Source organism: Homoserinimonas sp. A520 (genome assembly GCF_054489245.1).
Genome location: NZ_JBTMWX010000001.1, coordinates 420,752 through 438,029 on the forward strand (window position 1 = coordinate 420,752; position 17,278 = coordinate 438,029).

Below are 17,278 nucleotides of genomic sequence, written 5' to 3' on the forward strand. Positions count from 1 at the left end.
CACCCCCGGATGAGTGAAATGACCCTACGAATCGGATATGCGGCCGGCGCTTACGACCTCTTCCATGTCGGCCATCTGAACATCCTGCGGCGCGCGAAAGAACAGTGCGACCACCTCATCGCCGGAGTCGTCTCCGACGAGATGCTGGAACTTACCAAGGGCATCCGCCCTACCGTCCCGTTAACGGAGCGGCTGGAGATCGTACGCAGCATCCGGTACGTCGACTCAGTCGTCATCGAGTCATTACCCGACAAGCTCGAAACCTGGCGTGAGGTCGGATTCAACGTGTTCTTCAAAGGTGACGATTGGCGCGGAACCCAGAAAGGGTTGAAGCTCGAACGCGAATTCGCGGCCGTCGGCGTCAAAGTCGTCTACTTCCCGTACACGATCGACACCTCCAGCACAGCGCTGAGGCACGCTCTCGACAGCATGGATGATTTCGACCGACCCGCCGCTACCGGCAGCCTGGGCTGAGAATCAGGGATCAGGTCAGAGCGCGCCGACAGCGAACGTGTCGCAACTGTCGGCACCCTGCTCGAACCCGGTCTCGAACCACTGCTGCCGCTGCTCGCTCGAACCGTGAGTCCACGCCTCCGGGTTCACCTGCCCCTGTGTCGACTCCTGGATGCGGTCGTCACCGATCGCGGATGCCGCGTCCAGGGCATCCGCTACCTGGGTGCTGGTGATCGGCTTCAGGAACGGAGTGCCTGACTCGTCCGGAACGGTCGACGCCTCTCCCGCCCAGGCGCCGGCATAGCAGTCCGCCTGCAGCTCCAGCCTGACCGCATCAGAGGTCGGCCCGGTGTCGCCTCGATTGATCGAGTTCATGGTGCCCTCCAGGTTCTGGATGTGGTGCCCGAACTCGTGGGCGATGACATACATCTGTGCCAGCGGGCCGGCATCCGTGTCGAAACGGGTGCGCAGCTCATCGTAGAAACCGATATCGAGATACACCGTCTGGTCGGCTGGGCAGTAGAACGGACCGACGGCGCTGGTCGCACTGCCGCATCCGGTGCCGACGGACTGCTCGAACAGCACGAGCGGCGGTGGCGTGTACGCCGCACCGAGCTCACGCTCCCAGTAGGCGTCCATCGACTGCGCGGCGAAGTCGAGGCGGCACTCCAGGTTCGCATTGGCATCCGCGCCGGTCTCGCAGTTCTGCAGAGTGGTGTCACTGGCGCTGTTGCCGGTGGTGCCGCCGCCCAGCAACCCGCTGAGGTCAACGCCGAATGCCTGGGAGATCAGGAAGATGGCGATCAGCCCGATGCCGCCGCCGCCGACTGCGAACCCGGTGTTGCGGCCTCGCTTGGAGACGCGCCCTCCGCCGCTGCGCGCGTTGTCGTTGAAGGTCATGACCCGAAGTTAGTCCAGAGGTCGGGCGGGTGCGTCGAATCACACCGTCTTTAGGGGTTACGCCCGAGCCCTGCTAACCTCGAAGACTGTAGTCGCCACCCTAGAGCCACGCCCATGACCATCGGGCTCGCTCGGGAGGCAGCCAGAGTGACCCGGCCACCAAGACGCGCCGGCGGAAGACACGCACGCGAAGTGGGCCACAGCCCCTGTGCGGTCACAAGCTCGAAATCGAGCGGAACGATGTGGCGCGCCCGCGCGCCACAAACGCGGTCTGACCACCTTGACGAATGGAAGAGGCATGCAAGAAAACGGCGGAATACTCACTCAGCTGGGCGGAGTGATGACCATCGCACTGCTGCTCGTCTTCTTCGGCGGCACCTTCCTCATCACCATGTCCATCCGAAAGAAGAAGGAGAACGCCGACGGCTACATGACCGCCGGCGGAAAGATCGGCTTCGGCATTTCCGCCGCGTCAATGACCGCCACCTGGATCTGGGCGTCATCGTTGTACGCATCGGCAACCTCCGGCTACACCTACGGGATCTCCGGCCCCATCCACTACGGGCTCTGGGGTGCGCTGATGATCCTCTTCATCTATCCGTTCGGGCGGCGGATCCGCAAAGTCGCACCGCGGGCCCACACCCTGGCGGAGGTCATGTACGCGCGGCACGGCCGCTCAAGCCAGCTGATGCTCGCCGGGTCGAACATCCTAGGCAGCCTGATCAGCCTCACCTCCAACTTCATCGCTGGTGGAGCGCTCATTGCATTGCTCTCCCCGCTCAGTTTCGGCCAGGGCATCCTCATCATCGCCGCCGGCATTCTCTTGTACACGCTGTGGTCGGGTTTCCGCGCATCCGTGCTCACCGACTTCGCGCAGGTGATGGCGATGCTCGGCGCAGTGGTGATCATCATCCCCATCATCTTCATCTCCGCCGGCGGACCATCCATCTTCATTGAAGGGGCAGGCAACCTCTCCGCCGAGCAGAAGAACTTCTTCTCCTCGGACGCCTTCCTCAACCAGGGCGCCCCCTACATTGCCGCAGTCCTCGCCTACGCGATCGGCAACCAGACCATCGCCCAGCGGCTCTTCGCAGTTCGGGAAGACCTGATCAAGAAGACGTTCGTCACCGCCACCATCGGGTACGGCGCAACCGTCATCGGCGTCGGGATGCTCGGCGTCATCGCCCTCTACCTCGGCATTAAGCCGCTGGATGGCGACGTCAACAACCTGATCCCACAGATGGCGGCGACCTACCTGGGCCCGATCCTCCTGGGCCTGTTCTTCCTCATGGTCATCGGCGCGCTGTCATCAACCGCCGACTCCGACCTGGCCGCGCTGTCGTCCATCATGATGGCGGATGTCTACGGCCAGAACATCGCCGGAAGGAAGAACTCGAACCCGAAGGTCATGCTGCTGGTGGGTCGCATCACCATGATCGTGGCTGTAGCGGCGGCGCTGTTCTTCGCCACCGGGCAAATGAACATCCTCGACATGCTGGTGTTCGTCGGTGCGCTCTGGGGTGCCCTGGTGTTCCCGGTGATCGCCAGCTTCTACTGGAAGAAAGTCACCAACGCCGCGTTCACGGTATCGGTGCTGGCCGCGCTGGCGTTGTTCATCCCGGTGCGATTCGAGTGGTTCTCGATGGCGGGCGTCACCGGCATCCTGTTCGACATCCTCTCGGTTGTCGGTGTCGGCGTGGTGATCGGACTGATGGCGTTCGGCTTCTTCGGCAAGCGGGTAGCGCTCATCGCTGGCAGCATCGCCGCTGTGGCGGTGGCCCCATTCGCCATCGGATTCCTGCACGAGTACGCCGTGCTCAGCGGGTCGCTGATCGCCTACGCCGTCAGCACGATCATCTGCTACTTCATGTCGTTCCGAAGCAAGCAGAATTTCGACTTCGAGCTGATCAGCAAGCGCACCGGTGACTTCGACCCGGAAGGACCGGACGCTCCCGGTCCGGTCGTAGCTGATGACCCGACCGGCGAGGCCGCCGACCTGATCCCGACACCGTCCCGCTAAGGAGCACCCATGGAAATCGTCTTGCTGACCCTGTACGTGCTGATCTGGCCCGTCGTCGTAGCCGGCGTGCTGTTCGTAATCGCCCGCGCCTTCATCCGCGAGCTCAAGCAGGCCCGACGTGAGGGTCGCAGCATCATCTAACGCTGCCACGGGCTTCGAAGTACGCGGCGCATCCGCTCGCTGACGGTGGCCGGCGGCTCGTTGTAGACACCAGCCGGCACCTGCCCTGACATGTGCTGGATGGCATCCATTACCTGATCTGTCGCCTTGCGGCGGGCACGCCCCGAGTCTGCACGCCCGTGAGAGCCCAGGTCGAGCGGTGTGCCGAACTCGACCGTCACCTTCGCCAGCCTGAGTCGCCGCGAACCGACCGGCTGCAGATTCTCGGTTCCGGTAAGTGCGACCGGGACGACCACGGCTCCGGATGTCAGTGCCAGCCACGCAACACCGGTGCGGCCCTTGTAGATGCGACCGTCCAGGGACCGGGTGCCCTCGGGGTAGATCGCGAAGGCACCGCCCTCGCGGAGCACTCTGAGCCCACTGTCGAGGGCGTCCTGAGCCGCATGTCCCGCGCCGCGCTCAACCGGGATCGCGCCGATCGACGTGAAGAACACACGTGACACCCACCCGCGGAATCCGGTGCCGGTGAAGTAGGTCGCCTTGGCCAGGAACGAGACCGACCGCGGTGCGACCAGGGTGATCACAACGCTGTCAATGAACGACAGGTGGTTGCTGGCGATCAGCACCGGACCGGAGGTCGGAACGTTGGCTTTCCCGACGATGCGCGGACGGAAGACCAGGCGCGCGAGCGGCGCCAGGATCAGGCGGGACAGGAATTTGAGCATGCGACCTTCCGAGTGAGCGTGCGGCAGTCAAGCTTAGGAGCGGCTGCATGCCAACTGCGGAATATTCGCTTACGCGGCCAGCACTTCGAGGATGCCTTCGCCGTACTTCGCGAGCTTGCTCTCGCCGACACCGGTGATGGTGCCGAGGGTTTCGACCGTCTGCGGTCGCACGACCGCGATCTCACGCAGGGTCGCATCGTGGAAGATCACATAGGCGGGGACGCCCTGCTCCTTGGCCTCCGCGCCACGCCAGGCGCGGAGGCGCTCGAACAAGTCGAGCGATTCGGGCGGCAGGTCGACGGCGGCCTTCGAACGCTTCACCTTGCGCGACGCCGACCGCTCCGGCTCGCGGCGGAGGAGCACTTCGCGCTCGCCCCGCAGCACCTCGCCGCTCGTCTCGCTGAGCACCAGTGTTCCGTAGCCGCTGTTGTCGACGGCGAGCAGGCCCTGGGCGAGCAGTTGGCGAACCACTCCCCGCCACTCCTGCTCGCTGAGGTCGGTGCCGATGCCGAAAGTGCTGAGCGATTCGTGGCCGTTCTGCTTCACCTTCGGGGTCTCCTTGCCCAGCAGGATGTCAATCGACTGCCCCGCCCCGAACTTCTGGCCGCGCTCGCGCTGCAGGCGCACCACCGTCGACAGCAGCTTCTGGGCCGGGATGGTCCCGTCCCACGACTCGGGCGGCTGCAAACAGGTGTCGCAGTTGCCGCACGGCGTGCCGGCCTGCCCGAAGTAGTTCAGCAACTGCACTCGCCGGCACTGAACGGTCTCGCACAAGGCCAGCATCGCGTCGAGGTGCGCACCGAGACGCCGCCGGTGGGCCAGGTCGCCCTCGGAGGTCTGGATCATCCTCCGCTGCTGCACGACATCCTGCAGTCCGTAGGCGAGCCACGCGGTCGAGGGGAGGCCGTCACGACCGGCCCGACCGGTCTCCTGGTAGTAGCCCTCCACCGATTTCGGGAGATCCAGGTGGGCGACGAACCGGACATCCGGTTTGTCGATGCCCATGCCGAACGCGATGGTGGCGACCATGATCATTCCGTCTTCGCGCAGGAACCTGGACTGGTTCGAGGCCCGCGTGGCCGCGTCCAAACCGGCGTGATAGGGGAGGGCCGGGATGCCGTGGTCGACCAGGTATTGCGCGGTTGTTTCGACGGATGCGCGCGACAGGCAGTAGACGATGCCGGCATCGCCATCGTGTTCGGTGCGCAGCAGGTTCAGCAGCTGGGCTTTCGGGTCATCCTTCGGCACGATGCGGTACTGGATGTTCGGGCGATCGAAGCTTGCGACGAAATGCTTCGCGTCTTCTAGTTGCAGCCGCTGGGCGATCTCGGCGTGGGTGACTTCCGTCGCGGTCGCGGTGAGGGCGATACGCGGAACGGTCGGCCAGCGCTCGTGCAGCACGGACAGCCGGAGGTAGTCGGGGCGGAAGTCGTGACCCCACTGCGAAACACAGTGCGCCTCGTCGATCGCGAAGAGCGCGACCTTGCCGCGGTCGAGCAGCTCGGCGGTCGACTCGATCTTCAGACGCTCGGGGGCCAGGTAGAGCAGGTCGAGTTCGCCGGAGAGGAACGCCTCCTCCACCCGGCGGCGCTCATCCGCCCCCTGCGTCGAATTCAGGAAGGCCGCCTTCGCGCCCACCGCGGAGAGGGCGTCCACCTGGTCCTGCATCAGGGCGATCAGCGGCGAGATGACGACGCCGGTGCCCTCCCTCACCAGTGAGGGGATCTGGTAGCAGAGCGACTTGCCGCCGCCGGTCGGCATCAGCACCAGGGCGTCGCCGCCGTCAACCAGCTGGCGGATGATCGCGGCCTGCTCGCCGCGGAACGAGTCGTAGCCGAACACCCGGTGGAGCACGTCGAGAGCAGCATCCGTCTCCGCAAGCTGGGGGGCGGGAGCGGATGCCGACGTCATGTACTCAGGGTAGCTGGGGTGGGTGACAGTTCGGCTCGGAGGTATGGACAACGCGCCTTCGGCAAGGGCAGCGGAAGGCCCAGCCTCGGGGCAACCTGCGCCTATGCGGCGTGCGCCTCTCGGTGGCGCGCGCATGAAACGGCGAAGCGCGGAAGGACGCGCCACCACATCGGAGGGACGCGCATGCATTTGCATAGGCGCCCTTCCGATCCGTGCGCGCGGCGGTGGTCGGGCACCGCTAGGGGAAGGTCTCGGCGAAATCAACCAGGGAGGCGGCGTCAGCCCTTCTTCTTGCGCAGGGTCTTCTCGTCGATCGGCGCGTTTCCGGACTCGCGCAGCTCGCGGTAGTAGGCGCGCGCCTCGTCCTGGCGCTCAGCCTCACCGCCCTCGGAGATGAGCGCCCGCAGGTGCTCCGGTCCGTAGCCGAACGCGTCGACCAGGCCTTGCGCGTGCGGACGAAGGCGCGCGATCAGCCGGTCGATGTACGCCGTGATCGCCTGTGCCCGCTGCGGGGAGAGTCGTCCGTTGATGAGGTACCAGGCGAGGTGTTTCTCGATCAGGCCCAGCCCGAAGATGTCGTGCAGCCACTCCAGCACCTGCCGGGTACCCGGATCCTGCACGTTCTCCACTGCGCGGGTGAACGCCTCCCATTGCAGCAGTTCGCCGTGTGCCCGTGCGGCCTCGATCAGCTGGTTCTGCTGCGAGTTGAACAGCTCCGCGGCATCCTTCTTCGACATCTTCGACGCCGGACGCAGCTTCTGCGCCGCCTCCGCCACCATCGTCTCCACACGATCGGTGAGCAGTTCGCGCTGTACGTCGGTCTCGCGCAGTTCCTGCACGGAACGGGCCGTGGAGCCGAAGTCGCGAACCGTCTGGGCCAACCGTCGCAGGCCGGTGCCGTGGTAGGCCCGGTCTGCCGCCTGCTCGACGACGTAGCGGGCGAGCGCACCGGCATCCGCATTCTTGAACTTGGAGCTGTAGTCGGTGAGCAGCCGCTTCGCCACCAACTGCAGCAGCACGTTGTTGTCGCCCTCGAAGGTCACGTACACGTCGAGGTCGGCGCGCAGCCCGACCAGGCGGTTCTCGGCCATGAAGCCGGCACCGCCACAGGCCTCGCGGGCCTCCTGCAGTGCGTCGAGCGCGTGCCAGGTGGACAGCGGCTTGAGGGCAGCGGCCAGCGTCTCCAGGTCTTCGCGGTCGTCGTCGGTGTCTTCCTTGCCGCTGAACACGGCATCGAACTTCACCAGCAGCTCGTCGTGGGCGAACGTCTGGGCGTAGGTGGTGGCCAGGCGCGGGATGAGCCGGCGCTGATGCCGCTGGTAGTCGAGCAGCACCTCCTCATCCGTGTCGCTGCCGGCGGTGAACTGGCGGCGCTGGTTGCCGTACGTTACGGCGATGGTGAGGCCCATGGCGGATGCTGCGGTCGCGGCGCCGTCCAGCGACACCCGTCCCTGCACCAGGGTTCCCAGCATCGTGAAGAAGCGGCGGCCCGGACTGCTGATCGACGAGGTGTAGCTGCCGTCCTCCGCCACGTTGCCGTACCGGTTGAGTAGCGCGACGCGCGGAACCCGCACGTGCGTGAAATGCAGGCGGCCGTTGTCGATACCGTTCAGCCCGCCCTTCAGCCCGTTGTCGAGACCGCCGATCCCGGGAAGGAACTCGCCGGTCGCCTCATCGCGGATCGGCACGTAGAACGCGTGGACGCCGTGGTTGACCCCGTCGGTGATCAGCTGCGCGAACACGACGGCGGCGGTGCCGTCGACGCCGGCGTTGCCGAGGTACTCCTTCCACGCCCCACGGAACGGGGTGTGGATGTCGAACTCCTGGGCGTCGACGTCGAAGGTGGCAGTGGTCGCGACGGATGCGACGTCGGAGCCGTGACCGGTCTCCGTCATTGCGAAGGCGCCCGGCACCTCCAGGTTCATGATGCGCGGCAGGAGCGTCCTGTGGTGCTCCTCAGTCCCCAGGTGCAGCACGGCCGAACCGAAGAGGCCCCACTGCACGCCGCCCTTGATCTGCAGCGACGGGTCGGCGGTGACCAGCTCCTCGAACGCCGCGATGTTGCCGCCGTTGTCGTCCTCGCCGCCGAGCTCCTTCGGGAAACCGCGGTGCACGTGGCCGTTCTCCACCAGCAGCATCAGCTGGGACGACACGCGCTTGCGGTGCTCCTCCATCGATAGGCCAGGGAGCTGGTGAAGCGCGGGGTCGGCGGCCAGCCTGCGGGCCTCGCTGCGGACATCCGCCCAGGTTCCCAGCAGCTGGCGGTTCAGGCTCGCGACATCGACGGCGGGCGCGGAACCGCTTGCGGCAGCATCCAGGTGACCGTCGACCTCGGTCTCCAGGCCGGCGGCGGCGCGCGGCACGGCGGAATTCGACGACTTCGTGGTGGGATCGGAGATAGCCATGGCATCCTCATCTATCGGGTGCGGAAAACAACTTCCCTCAGGCTAAGCATGGCGGCATCGGTGCCAAAGTGTTCAGTGAGGCGCCTACAAGCAGACCGAGCCACCACTCGGGCTAGCTGTGGTTTCCCACAATCTCCGTGGTCGGCTCCGGTTGGACTTCCACAACGAGACGCGTCGTTTGCAGTCCGTGCCTGTGGACAAGCCTGACCACGAACCAGCTGTAGAGGGCGAGAGTGGCACCGGTCACCAGCACCCCGACCAGGCTGCCCTCCGTGGTGTTCGTGTCGACCAGGCCGAACTCGCCCAGCACGAAGATCGACGCGTTGTTGATCACGTGGGCGACGATGGCCGCCTCCAACCCGCCGGTGCGCCAGGTCAGCCAGGCCGCGAAGACGGCGAACACACCGACGTCGAGCAGGCCCCACACGTCGTACAGGTGGCCGATCATGAACAACGGCACCGGCAGCAGGATGGCGAACGCCGGATGCTTCAGCCATCCGCCGATCGTCTGCATCAGGTAACCGCGGAAGACATACTCCTCGGCGGTCGCCTGAAGCGGCACCAGCAGCACGATGATCGCCAGCATCAGCCACAGGTTAGGCCCGACCACGATCTCGAGGACGGGTTCGCCCATGATCGGCGGGAGAACCAGCAGGTACAGGACGAAGGATGCACCGAACGCGACCAGCGCCGGGATGACCAGCCGGAGCATCCACCGCCACCGGAGGCGCCCGGCCACCGAGGAGAGCAACCCCACCGGACGCGGCCCCATGATGAGCCTCGCCAACCAGATGGCGGGCAGCATGATGGCGATCGCGACAAGGGAGAACGCCAGCACGGCGGGGACCGTGGAGTCGATGACGCCCTCGTAGATCAGCGGCCCGAAGGCAGCCCCGAACCCGTTCGGGTCGATGACGGTAAGGACGACGAGCGGCACAGTCACGATCACCGTCAAGACGATGAAGAACGCGAGCGCTATCAGCCCGGTGACGATGGGTTTCCACCAGCGGTACTTCGGCGAGGAGCGGGCCAGGCGGTGATAGGCAAGATTCACGGGGTCAATCCTAAATTGCTGCGACTGGGCGTGGGCGTGGACGGGTCGCTCTGCTGTCGCTAGGACCGCCGCGCGGTTGGATCGGGGAGTCGCCCACCCATATGCGTGCACGGGCTGCGGATCCATGCGCGCGCAATGTCGCGAAGCTCTGATGCATGCGCGAACCGAACCAGACATAGGGGCGCGTCCCGTCCTCCACAACCCAGCTTCAGACGCTCGGCTGACGGATGTCCGGAGTCCCCCGTTGCGGCGACGGCGCCATTACGAAACTGCACCATGCAGACAACACGCACGATCCCCGAATTCCTCCTGTACCGCAATGCCCGCGCTACCGGCTCTGAGAGTGAGCTTCGTCGACTGCACTCATCCGGAGCCATCACCCGATTGCGGTCTGGGGTATACCTGCCGATGGCACCCGGTGTCACAGTCGAACGCGACGATGCGTACCGCTTCCAGGTTCACGCCGCAGCCGAGGTTCTTCGCACGCCGCAGTTCTCACACGACTCTGCGGCGGTGTTGTGGGGCCTGCCAACGCTCGGGCCCTGGTCGCAGAGTGTGCACCTACTCAGCCCACGAGCATCCGGTGGTCGCTCGCACAACAACATCCGTCGGCATTGCTTCGGAGAAGACGCGCGAGAGTACGAGATTGAAGGGCTGCATGTGACCTCCCTGGCTCGAACGTTGGTCGACGTGAGCTGCACCAGCCGATTCACCCGGGCAGTCGGCATGCTGGATCACGGACTTCGGCAGCCGAAGGAGGGAGAGTTCCGCGAGCAGTTGAGGGTCAACGCGTGCACCAAAAGAGACACTCATCGACCTGCTCGCTTCCCTTGTGCCGTACTCAGGGTCGGCGAAGGCCCTCAAGGCCATTGAATTTGCCAATGGCGAGGCCGGATCACTACTCGAGTCGCTCAGCCGGGCGCAGTTCATGCTGCTCGGGTTTCCGGCACCTCGACTCCAGGTGCCGTTCTATGACGACGACGGATTCATCGGGAATGCCGATTTCTATTGGCCGGAGCTGGATCTGATTGGCGAGAGCGACGGCGACTTCAAGTACGACGGTGCCAAATCTCCCTCGGGCCTGTCCGCTGAGGAGGTGAAGAAGGCCGAGAAAGCACGTGAGGACCGCATGCGACGCTTGGTGAAGGGCTTCGTCCGGTGGAACTGGGACATCGCCTACGACCGGACGCGACTTGCTGCCTGGGTTCGACCCTTCGGGTTGGTGCCCGGTACGCGCTAAACGCGCACGGATCGGGGGTTCGCCACGAGACCCGGCAGGACGACATAGAACGGCGCGAGGGACACCGCGAACGGATCCGGTGCACGGCTAACGCATATGCCATAGCGAGCCACGGGTGCATGCGCGCGGTCGTCAGGCCCACAGTCACGGATCACGGATCGGTACGCGCAGCGGAGGTTGAGCCGCGCGGCAGCGGATGCTGACGCGCCCGAGAAGGCAGCCCGGCGGAGGGGGCCTGCTAGATGCTGTGGTTGCCGGGATCGACGAAGAACTCCGGGTCGAACTCGTGCGGTTTCGGTTCGATCGGGCGGGGCTTCGCGGGGATGCCGACCAGCAGGGAGTGGGCCGGCGCATCCGTCGTCACCACCGCCTGCGCGCCCACCACACAGGAGTCGCCGATCGTCACCGGGCCGAGGACGGCCGCACCGGCGCCGACCGTGACGTGGTTGCCGAGCGTCGGGTGACGCTTCTCGCGGGTAGAACTCCGACCCCCGAGAGTGACACCGTGGTACAGCATCACGTCGTCGCCGAGCTCAGCCGTCTCGCCGATCACCACGCCCATCCCGTGGTCGATGAATAACCGGCGGCCGATCGTGGCACCCGGATGAATCTCCACACCGGTGAGGAAACGCGTCCACTGCGACACCAGCCTGGCCAGGAACTTCAGGCCACGATGCCGCCACATCCGGTGAGCCAGGCGGTAGCCCCACACCGCGTGCACACCGGAGTACAGCCAGAACACTTCCGCGTTGCTGCGAGAGGCCGGGTCCCGATGGCGCGCTGTGCGGATGTCCTCCCGCACGCGGGAGAACATCAGTCCTGCAGGTGGTCGAACAGCACCGTCGACAGGTAGCGCTCACCGAAGTCCGGCACCACGGCCACGATCGTCTTGCCCGCGTTCTCTGCACGCCTCGCCACCTGCAACGCCGCGCTGACGCTGGCACCGGAGGAGATCCCGGCCAGGATGCCCTCCTGCGATGCGAGCTTGCGCGCCGTGTCCAGCGACTCGGCCAGGGTGACGTCGATGATCTCGTCGTACACGTCACGGTCGAGCACATCGGGAATGAAGTTGGCTCCGAGGCCCTGGATCTTGTGAGGACCGGCCTTGCCCTGGGTGAGGATCGGCGAATCGACCGGCTCAACACCGATCACCTGGACGCCGGGTTTCCGCTCCTTCAGCAGGCCGCCGGCACCACTCAGGGTTCCGCCGGTACCGATACCGGCCACGAAGATGTCGACCGCACCGTCCGTGTCCGCCCACACCTCCTCGCCGGTGGTCTCACGGTGGATGAGGGCATTCGCCGGGTTGCCGAACTGGTCGGCCCAAATCGAGTTCTCCGTGTTGTCCACGATCTCGCGGGCCTTCGCCACCGCACCACTCATACCCTCGCTGCCCGGCGTGAGCACGATTTGCGCACCAAACGCACGGATGACCGCCCGCCGCTCCCGGCTCATCGTGTCCGGCATGGTGATGATCACGTTGTAGCCGCGTGCGGCACCCACCATGGCCAGTGCGATGCCGGTGTTGCCGCTGGTGCCCTCGACAATCGTTCCGCCGGGCTTCAAGGCACCGGCCTTCTCGGCAGCGTCGATGATGGCGACGCCGATGCGGTCCTTCACGCTGCTGGCGGGGTTGTAGAACTCGAGCTTCGCCAGCACTATCGCATCGATGCCCTCCGTCAGGGAGTTGAGACGGACCAGCGGGGTGTTGCCCACCAGTTCTGCGACGTTTTCGTAAATGCGGCCGGCCATGGTTTCAGCTGATCCTTCGTGTCGTGGGGAGCGATATGAGTCGTGATCACCCTAGTTTCCTGTGCTGGGAGCGGCAACAATGTTTCTTCGGGAATCACAGCCCACACGAGCGGCCGGGTACGGATGCTTCGCGGGGTGCGAGTTTTGAGCGGTTGGGATGGCCACGCTTTTCGGCCATCCCAACCGCTCAATGTTTGAGTTGAGGAGCGAAGTATTCGTTCCCGGACGCCACCGGGCTACAGGACCAGCACCAGGTGGGGCCAACTGGTCGAACCGGAGATCAGGTCGGTGCCCGCGTACTCGACGCTGATCCAGTGGAAACCACGGTCCAGCTCGTCAAGGTCGACGGATGCCCGGCCGCGGTCATCCAGCGTCGCTGTGGCCACCACTTCGCCGCCGTCCAGGATGTTCACGTCACCGGTCACATCGACTCCGCTCGCCCCGGGAACGCTAACCCGGGCATCCACCGTCAAGGTCTGGTCACCCCAGATCAGGAACCGGCTGGTGCTCGCCGACACCCGCGAGTCGAGCTTGTCGACCGACACAGCAGCCGTTTCCGCGGTGCCATCGGCAAAGCCGTCCTTGCTGGCAGTCACCAGGGCGCTGAGGGATGTGCCCACGTCCTCCACGGTCACCTCGTACCGCTGGTTGGTCGCGCCCTCGATGGGCTGGCCGTCGCGCAGCCACTGGTAGCTGAACTCGGGCTGCTTCACACTCCACTTGCCGGGGTCGACACGCAGGGTCTTGCCGACTTCCGCGTTGCCCTTGATGCGCGGCTCCTTGACGACCTCGATCGACTCCAGGTCGGAGGTGACCTCGATCGGCACGTCGATGGAGCTGCCCGTCTCCGGCACCGCAATGGTCAGCACGAGCGTGCCGGCCGGGGTGCCTTCCGGGATGGTGATGGTGACGGATGCCCGTCCCTGTTCGTCCGTCGTGTCGACGATGGTTCCGTCGATCTGGCCGGTGCCGAGCACCGTTTCGCCCGCCCGGACCTCGACGATCCCGGTGGTGGGACCACCGCGACTGAAGACCAGGGACGACAGGTCGAGGGTGAGCTGGTCACCAGCGCTGTACGGCGCCGGCGGCGTCACGTGCACGCCGATCGAGTGCTGCTCGAAGGACGGAGACGCGACCGGGTTGGCCTCGAAGTAGTCCACCATGCTGGCGAGGTCGACTCGCCCGCTATCGGCCCGATCCGTTCCCTCCGCCAGGGTGAAGAAGTTGTCTCCACCTGCCGCGAGGAAGGAGTTCGCCACGATCTTGTACTCGGCGGCCGGGTCGATCGGCTCACCATTCAGGTAGAGCGCGGTGATCCGTTCACCGGCCGGAGCGGCCGGGTCGTAGGCGTACTCGAAGCCTCCGGACAGGCCGAGCTTCAGGAACGGGCGCTGGGCGCCGTCCGGCTGCCACTGCTCCTCGAGCACCTGCTTCAGCTGCGCACCGGTCAGCGTCATGGTGGTCAGCGTGTTCGCGAACGGCTGCACGTCGGCCGCCTCCCGGTAGGTGACGTTGCCGTCCGGGTCGTCGGGTCCGGAGGACTCGTAGACCAGGTCGGCTCGCAGTCCGCCCGGGTTCATGATCGCGATTTCGGCACCCAGTTCGGATGCTGCCCAGAGCTGAACATCGGCGACGAAGTTGCCGAGGGTCGACTCACCGCCACGGTTCTCGGGGAACGGGTTCGGCGGGACACCCAGGAACGGGTTCTGCACTGCCCGGTAGAAGTCGTCGGTGATCTCGCCGACCTTCACCTTTCCCAGGACGTCCGCCACCTTCGTGGCTTCGGCGACGATCGCGGCAACCTCCGGATCTGGCACGAAGCCGGTGATCGGGAGGACCTCACCGGTGAAGGACAGGATCTCGCCGGTCTCCGCGTCAATGCTCAAGTCGAGGTGGCCGTAGTTCTGGCCGTACTGCCCGGCCGAGATGACCAGGCGCGGACGGTCCATTCCTGGCACCTCGACCTCGTGGTCGTAGGCCAGGTGGGTGTGGCCGGAGACGATGGCGCCGATCTCCGGGTCGACCCCCATGACGATCTGGCCGAACGCCGAGTCATCCGTCGATGAGCTGATATCGCTGGTTGCCGCGCCTTCGTGCACCAGCAGCACCAGCACATCCGCTTCACCGTTCGCATCACTGCCGTCCGTCAGGTACTCGGCGACGCGGTTGACCTCATCGACAATGCTGCGGATCTCGAGCGACTCGATTCCGGCCGGGCTGACCAGCTCGCGCAGGTCTTCTGTCACGGCGCCGATGAATCCGACGTCGACCCCATCGAAGGTCTGCAGGAAGTACTCGTCGTAGGCCGGCTCGCCGGTATCGACGTCGTACAGGTTCGCTGCGACGTACGGCCAGTCGGCGGCGTCGAGGATGCGCTCATCGACATCCGCCCGCCCCTGGTCGAACTCGTGGTTGCCGAAGGAGCTGCCGTCGAGGCCGATCTCGTTCAGCACGTCGATGGTCGGCTGGTCGTTCTGGATGAACGAGGTGAAGGTGGATGCACCGATGAAGTCACCGGCACCGACGAACGTGGTGTTCGGGTTCGCCGCCTCCCAGAAGTTGACCATCCCGCCCATCTGTGCGGCCCCCGGAATTCCGGAGCCGGCCTCCAGGCGCCCGTGGAAGTCGTTCACCGTGAGGATCTCGATCTCGATCGGGGCCAGCTCGGCGCTGACACCCACCCTGATCGGGTCGTGGTCGCTCGAGCGGTACACGGTGCTCGCGTCGGCGGCGTCGAACTCGTAGCCGCGGTCGGACCACTCAGGCGAGTTGATGCTCCAGACGCCGGCGCCGGTGACGGATGCCGCAGCCGACGGGGTGGCGATCACATGGTCGAGCGAGCCGAGCTCCCCGTCGAAGGTGTAGGTGTACTGGTCGTCGGTGTGCGTCGGTACCAGGTCGACGTAGCCCGCGTCGGTGAACACCTGGATCGGGTCTTCCTCGGCGTACGCGTTGAAGTCGCCGACCAGGAACACATCTGCGCTCTTCGCCTCGTCGGCGGTGATGGTGTCGACCAGGGCGGCGAGGCTGGTGGCCTGCTCGACCCGTTCGGCGTTGAAGTGACCCTGGCCGTCGGCCGGTTCAGCCCCGGTGCCGCTCTTCGACTTGAAATGGTTCGCGACGACCGTGAACACCTTGCCGGTGCTGAGCGCCTCGAAGGTCTGGGCAATCGGCTCGCGGGCGATGTCCCACACCGTCTCGTCAACCTGGGTGAAGCTGTCACCCACCGTTTCAACAGCATCCGTCTTGAAAATGATGGCGTTGGTGATGAAGTCGGTGATGGCCGCATCGTGCAGTGCGGCCGGGGTGCGCACGTAGTCCCAGACGGCGGAACCGGCTGCGGCATTCAGCGCTGAAACGAGGTCGGCGAGAGCCTCATCGGCCGGTTCGCCCAGCTTGATCGAGTTCTCGATCTCCTGCAGTGCCACCACGTCTGCGTCGAGCGCGTTGATGGCCGCCGCGATCTTCGCCTGCTGGATGGCGAAGTCGGCGGCGTTGTCTGCACCGCGCGCACTCGAGTTCTCGCTGGTCAGGGTGGTGAAGTAGTTGAAGACGTTGAAGCTGCCGATCGCCAGGTCGCCGCCGACAACGGGGGCGGATGCCGGGCGCGGGTTGGTCGCATCGAAGGTCGGCTTGAACGCGGCCGCGCTGGCGTCGTTGATCGGGACGGTCGGCTGCAGGCGCCAGTCATCGAAGCCGTAGCCGAGCACGTAGGGGTTGGCCGGCCAGGCGACGGTGTCACCATTTCGCACCACGGTGCCTGCGGTGAAGTAGGGCTGGGTGCCAGGGTGGCTGGCGTTGGTGACCTGGATGTTGTAGCCGTCATCGAGAAGGATGCGGTTAGCCCGGTTGGCGGCGGCGATCGCGTTCGCGTCTGCGCCGGCATCCGTGGTCTCGGTGCTCTTCACGGCGAGCTCGCCGGCGTTCAGCCAGAGGCTGCCGAAATTGAACAGCTGGTGACTGGAGGAGACCTTGTAGGTACCGGTCGGGGCGACCAGCATGCCTTCGAACGCCTCACGGTCGGTGCCGACGACGGTATCGGCGAGCGGGGAGGCGCTGACCTGCTGCTCCGCCGGAACCTCAGCGGCCGCGGTGACGAGCTCGACCACGGCCGGCGTCGCGCCGGCTCCGAGTTGGGTCTGCCCGAAGTTCTCGGCAACGACGCCGGTCACCGTCACCAGGTCGCCCAGGGCGACGGCCGGGTTGGTGTTGTTCAGGTAGGCGAAGACGCCGTCGGAGGCACCCGGTGTGGCATCCGTCGCCCCTCCGGTTCCGGGGGCCTGCACAAAAATACCGCGGTAGCCGGATACCCCGCGGTGGTCTGCCGTCACAATTCCCTCGACGGTGACGGTCGAGCCGACCAGCGGGCTCGCGCCGCCGCTGCCCTGGGTGTCGGCGGTGCCCTGGACCGCGACGATGGTCTGGTCTGGTTCGGCGGCGAACGCGGCCGGAACCCCGACGGTGGTGAGTCCTAGGGCAAACGCAGCAACCGCCGCAACGCTGAGGCGTGTGCGGCGGCGAGTGTGCTCGTGATCCTGCATGGCAGTGGGGTCCCCTCGAAGATGACGATACGGAACGAGTAGGTCTACCCCCGAACGGGGGTCGAAGCTACATTAACCCTGAGGGACGACGATTCCAAGGGTTTGCGCGAATTGCTCATCTGCGCGTAACCGGATGTTCCCCGGCCGCCTTCCGGGC

Annotated in this window: 12 protein-coding genes; 4 read left to right on the forward strand and 8 right to left on the reverse strand. The window is 65.7% G+C overall.

Annotated elements, in window-relative coordinates:
* Nucleotides 1–18: 18 nt before the first annotated feature.
* On the forward strand, nucleotides 19–474 hold the full coding sequence (locus ACX3PH_RS02150; protein ID WP_459088903.1) for an adenylyltransferase/cytidyltransferase family protein: 456 nt from the start codon (nucleotides 19–21) through the stop codon (nucleotides 472–474).
* A 15-nt stretch (nucleotides 475–489) separates the two neighbouring features.
* On the opposite strand, the gene ypfJ is transcribed toward ACX3PH_RS02150, so the two are convergent.
* The gene (gene ypfJ / locus ACX3PH_RS02155) at nucleotides 490–1,353 is read right to left on the reverse strand and encodes a KPN_02809 family neutral zinc metallopeptidase (protein WP_459088905.1); all 864 of its coding nucleotides are present in this window, start codon (nucleotides 1,351–1,353) and stop codon (nucleotides 490–492) included.
* Nucleotides 1,354–1,651: 298 nt separating this feature from the next.
* On the opposite strand from ypfJ, the gene ACX3PH_RS02160 reads away from it, so the two are divergent.
* Entirely contained in the window at nucleotides 1,652–3,373 is a 1,722-nt protein-coding gene (locus tag ACX3PH_RS02160) for a sodium:solute symporter family protein (protein ID WP_459088907.1), read from the forward strand.
* A gap of 9 nt (nucleotides 3,374–3,382) precedes the next feature.
* Nucleotides 3,383–3,514 carry a putative transporter small subunit gene (locus ACX3PH_RS02165; RefSeq protein WP_459088909.1) on the forward strand — a complete coding sequence of 44 codons (132 nt, stop codon included), beginning with the start codon at nucleotides 3,383–3,385 and terminating at the stop codon, nucleotides 3,512–3,514.
* Here ACX3PH_RS02165 and ACX3PH_RS02170 read toward each other — a convergent pair.
* The 4 genes from ACX3PH_RS02170 to ACX3PH_RS02185 all read right to left on the reverse strand — a co-directional run bounded on the left by ACX3PH_RS02170 (nucleotide 3,511) and on the right by ACX3PH_RS02185 (nucleotide 9,588).
* Nucleotides 3,511–4,218, reverse strand: coding sequence for a lysophospholipid acyltransferase family protein (locus ACX3PH_RS02170; protein ID WP_459088911.1), 708 nt, complete (start codon nucleotides 4,216–4,218; stop codon nucleotides 3,511–3,513). The genes ACX3PH_RS02165 and ACX3PH_RS02170 overlap by 4 nt on opposite strands.
* A gap of 69 nt (nucleotides 4,219–4,287) precedes the next feature.
* Nucleotides 4,288–6,129 carry a DNA helicase RecQ gene (recQ, locus tag ACX3PH_RS02175; RefSeq protein ID WP_459088913.1) on the reverse strand — a complete coding sequence of 614 codons (1,842 nt, stop codon included), beginning with the start codon at nucleotides 6,127–6,129 and terminating at the stop codon, nucleotides 4,288–4,290.
* A gap of 278 nt (nucleotides 6,130–6,407) precedes the next feature.
* Complete coding sequence (locus ACX3PH_RS02180) at nucleotides 6,408–8,534, reverse strand: acyl-CoA dehydrogenase family protein (protein WP_459088915.1); 2,127 nt, start codon at nucleotides 8,532–8,534, stop codon at nucleotides 6,408–6,410.
* A 112-nt stretch (nucleotides 8,535–8,646) separates the two neighbouring features.
* A complete protein-coding gene (locus ACX3PH_RS02185; protein WP_459088917.1) occupies nucleotides 8,647–9,588 on the reverse strand; it encodes a CPBP family intramembrane glutamic endopeptidase in 942 nt (313 codons plus the stop codon).
* 832 nt (nucleotides 9,589–10,420) lie between these two features.
* Here ACX3PH_RS02185 and ACX3PH_RS02190 point away from each other — a divergent pair.
* On the forward strand, nucleotides 10,421–10,828 hold the full coding sequence (locus ACX3PH_RS02190) for a hypothetical protein (RefSeq protein ID WP_459088919.1): 408 nt from the start codon (nucleotides 10,421–10,423) through the stop codon (nucleotides 10,826–10,828).
* Nucleotides 10,829–11,066: 238 nt separating this feature from the next.
* On the opposite strand, the gene epsC is transcribed toward ACX3PH_RS02190, so the two are convergent.
* From epsC to ACX3PH_RS02205, 3 genes are all read right to left on the reverse strand, one after another.
* Entirely contained in the window at nucleotides 11,067–11,642 is a 576-nt protein-coding gene (gene epsC, locus ACX3PH_RS02195; RefSeq protein WP_459088921.1) for a serine O-acetyltransferase EpsC, read from the reverse strand.
* Entirely contained in the window at nucleotides 11,642–12,580 is a 939-nt protein-coding gene (cysK, locus tag ACX3PH_RS02200; protein ID WP_459088923.1) for a cysteine synthase A, read from the reverse strand. The genes epsC and cysK overlap by 1 nt, the downstream gene beginning before the upstream one ends.
* 236 nt (nucleotides 12,581–12,816) lie before the next feature.
* Entirely contained in the window at nucleotides 12,817–17,121 is a 4,305-nt protein-coding gene (locus ACX3PH_RS02205; RefSeq protein ID WP_459088925.1) for an ExeM/NucH family extracellular endonuclease, read from the reverse strand.
* Nucleotides 17,122–17,278 lie beyond the last annotated feature (157 nt).

What these genes read in the sequence shown, in the direction of transcription:
- ACX3PH_RS02170 (WP_459088911.1), bottom strand. Translation starts at nt 4,218, where the DNA reads ATGCTCAAATTCCTGTCCCGCCTGATCCTGGCGCCGCTCGCGCGCCTG.
- ACX3PH_RS02165 (WP_459088909.1), top strand. Translation starts at nt 3,383, where the DNA reads ATGGAAATCGTCTTGCTGACCCTGTACGTGCTGATCTGGCCCGTCGTC.
- ACX3PH_RS02205 (WP_459088925.1), bottom strand. Translation starts at nt 17,121, where the DNA reads ATGCAGGATCACGAGCACACTCGCCGCCGCACACGCCTCAGCGTTGCG.
- ypfJ (WP_459088905.1), bottom strand. Translation starts at nt 1,353, where the DNA reads ATGACCTTCAACGACAACGCGCGCAGCGGCGGAGGGCGCGTCTCCAAG.
- epsC (WP_459088921.1), bottom strand. Translation starts at nt 11,642, where the DNA reads ATGTTCTCCCGCGTGCGGGAGGACATCCGCACAGCGCGCCATCGGGAC.
- ACX3PH_RS02160 (WP_459088907.1), top strand. Translation starts at nt 1,652, where the DNA reads ATGCAAGAAAACGGCGGAATACTCACTCAGCTGGGCGGAGTGATGACC.
- recQ (WP_459088913.1), bottom strand. Translation starts at nt 6,129, where the DNA reads ATGACGTCGGCATCCGCTCCCGCCCCCCAGCTTGCGGAGACGGATGCT.
- cysK (WP_459088923.1), bottom strand. Translation starts at nt 12,580, where the DNA reads ATGGCCGGCCGCATTTACGAAAACGTCGCAGAACTGGTGGGCAACACC.
- ACX3PH_RS02180 (WP_459088915.1), bottom strand. Translation starts at nt 8,534, where the DNA reads ATGGCTATCTCCGATCCCACCACGAAGTCGTCGAATTCCGCCGTGCCG.
- ACX3PH_RS02150 (WP_459088903.1), top strand. Translation starts at nt 19, where the DNA reads ATGACCCTACGAATCGGATATGCGGCCGGCGCTTACGACCTCTTCCAT.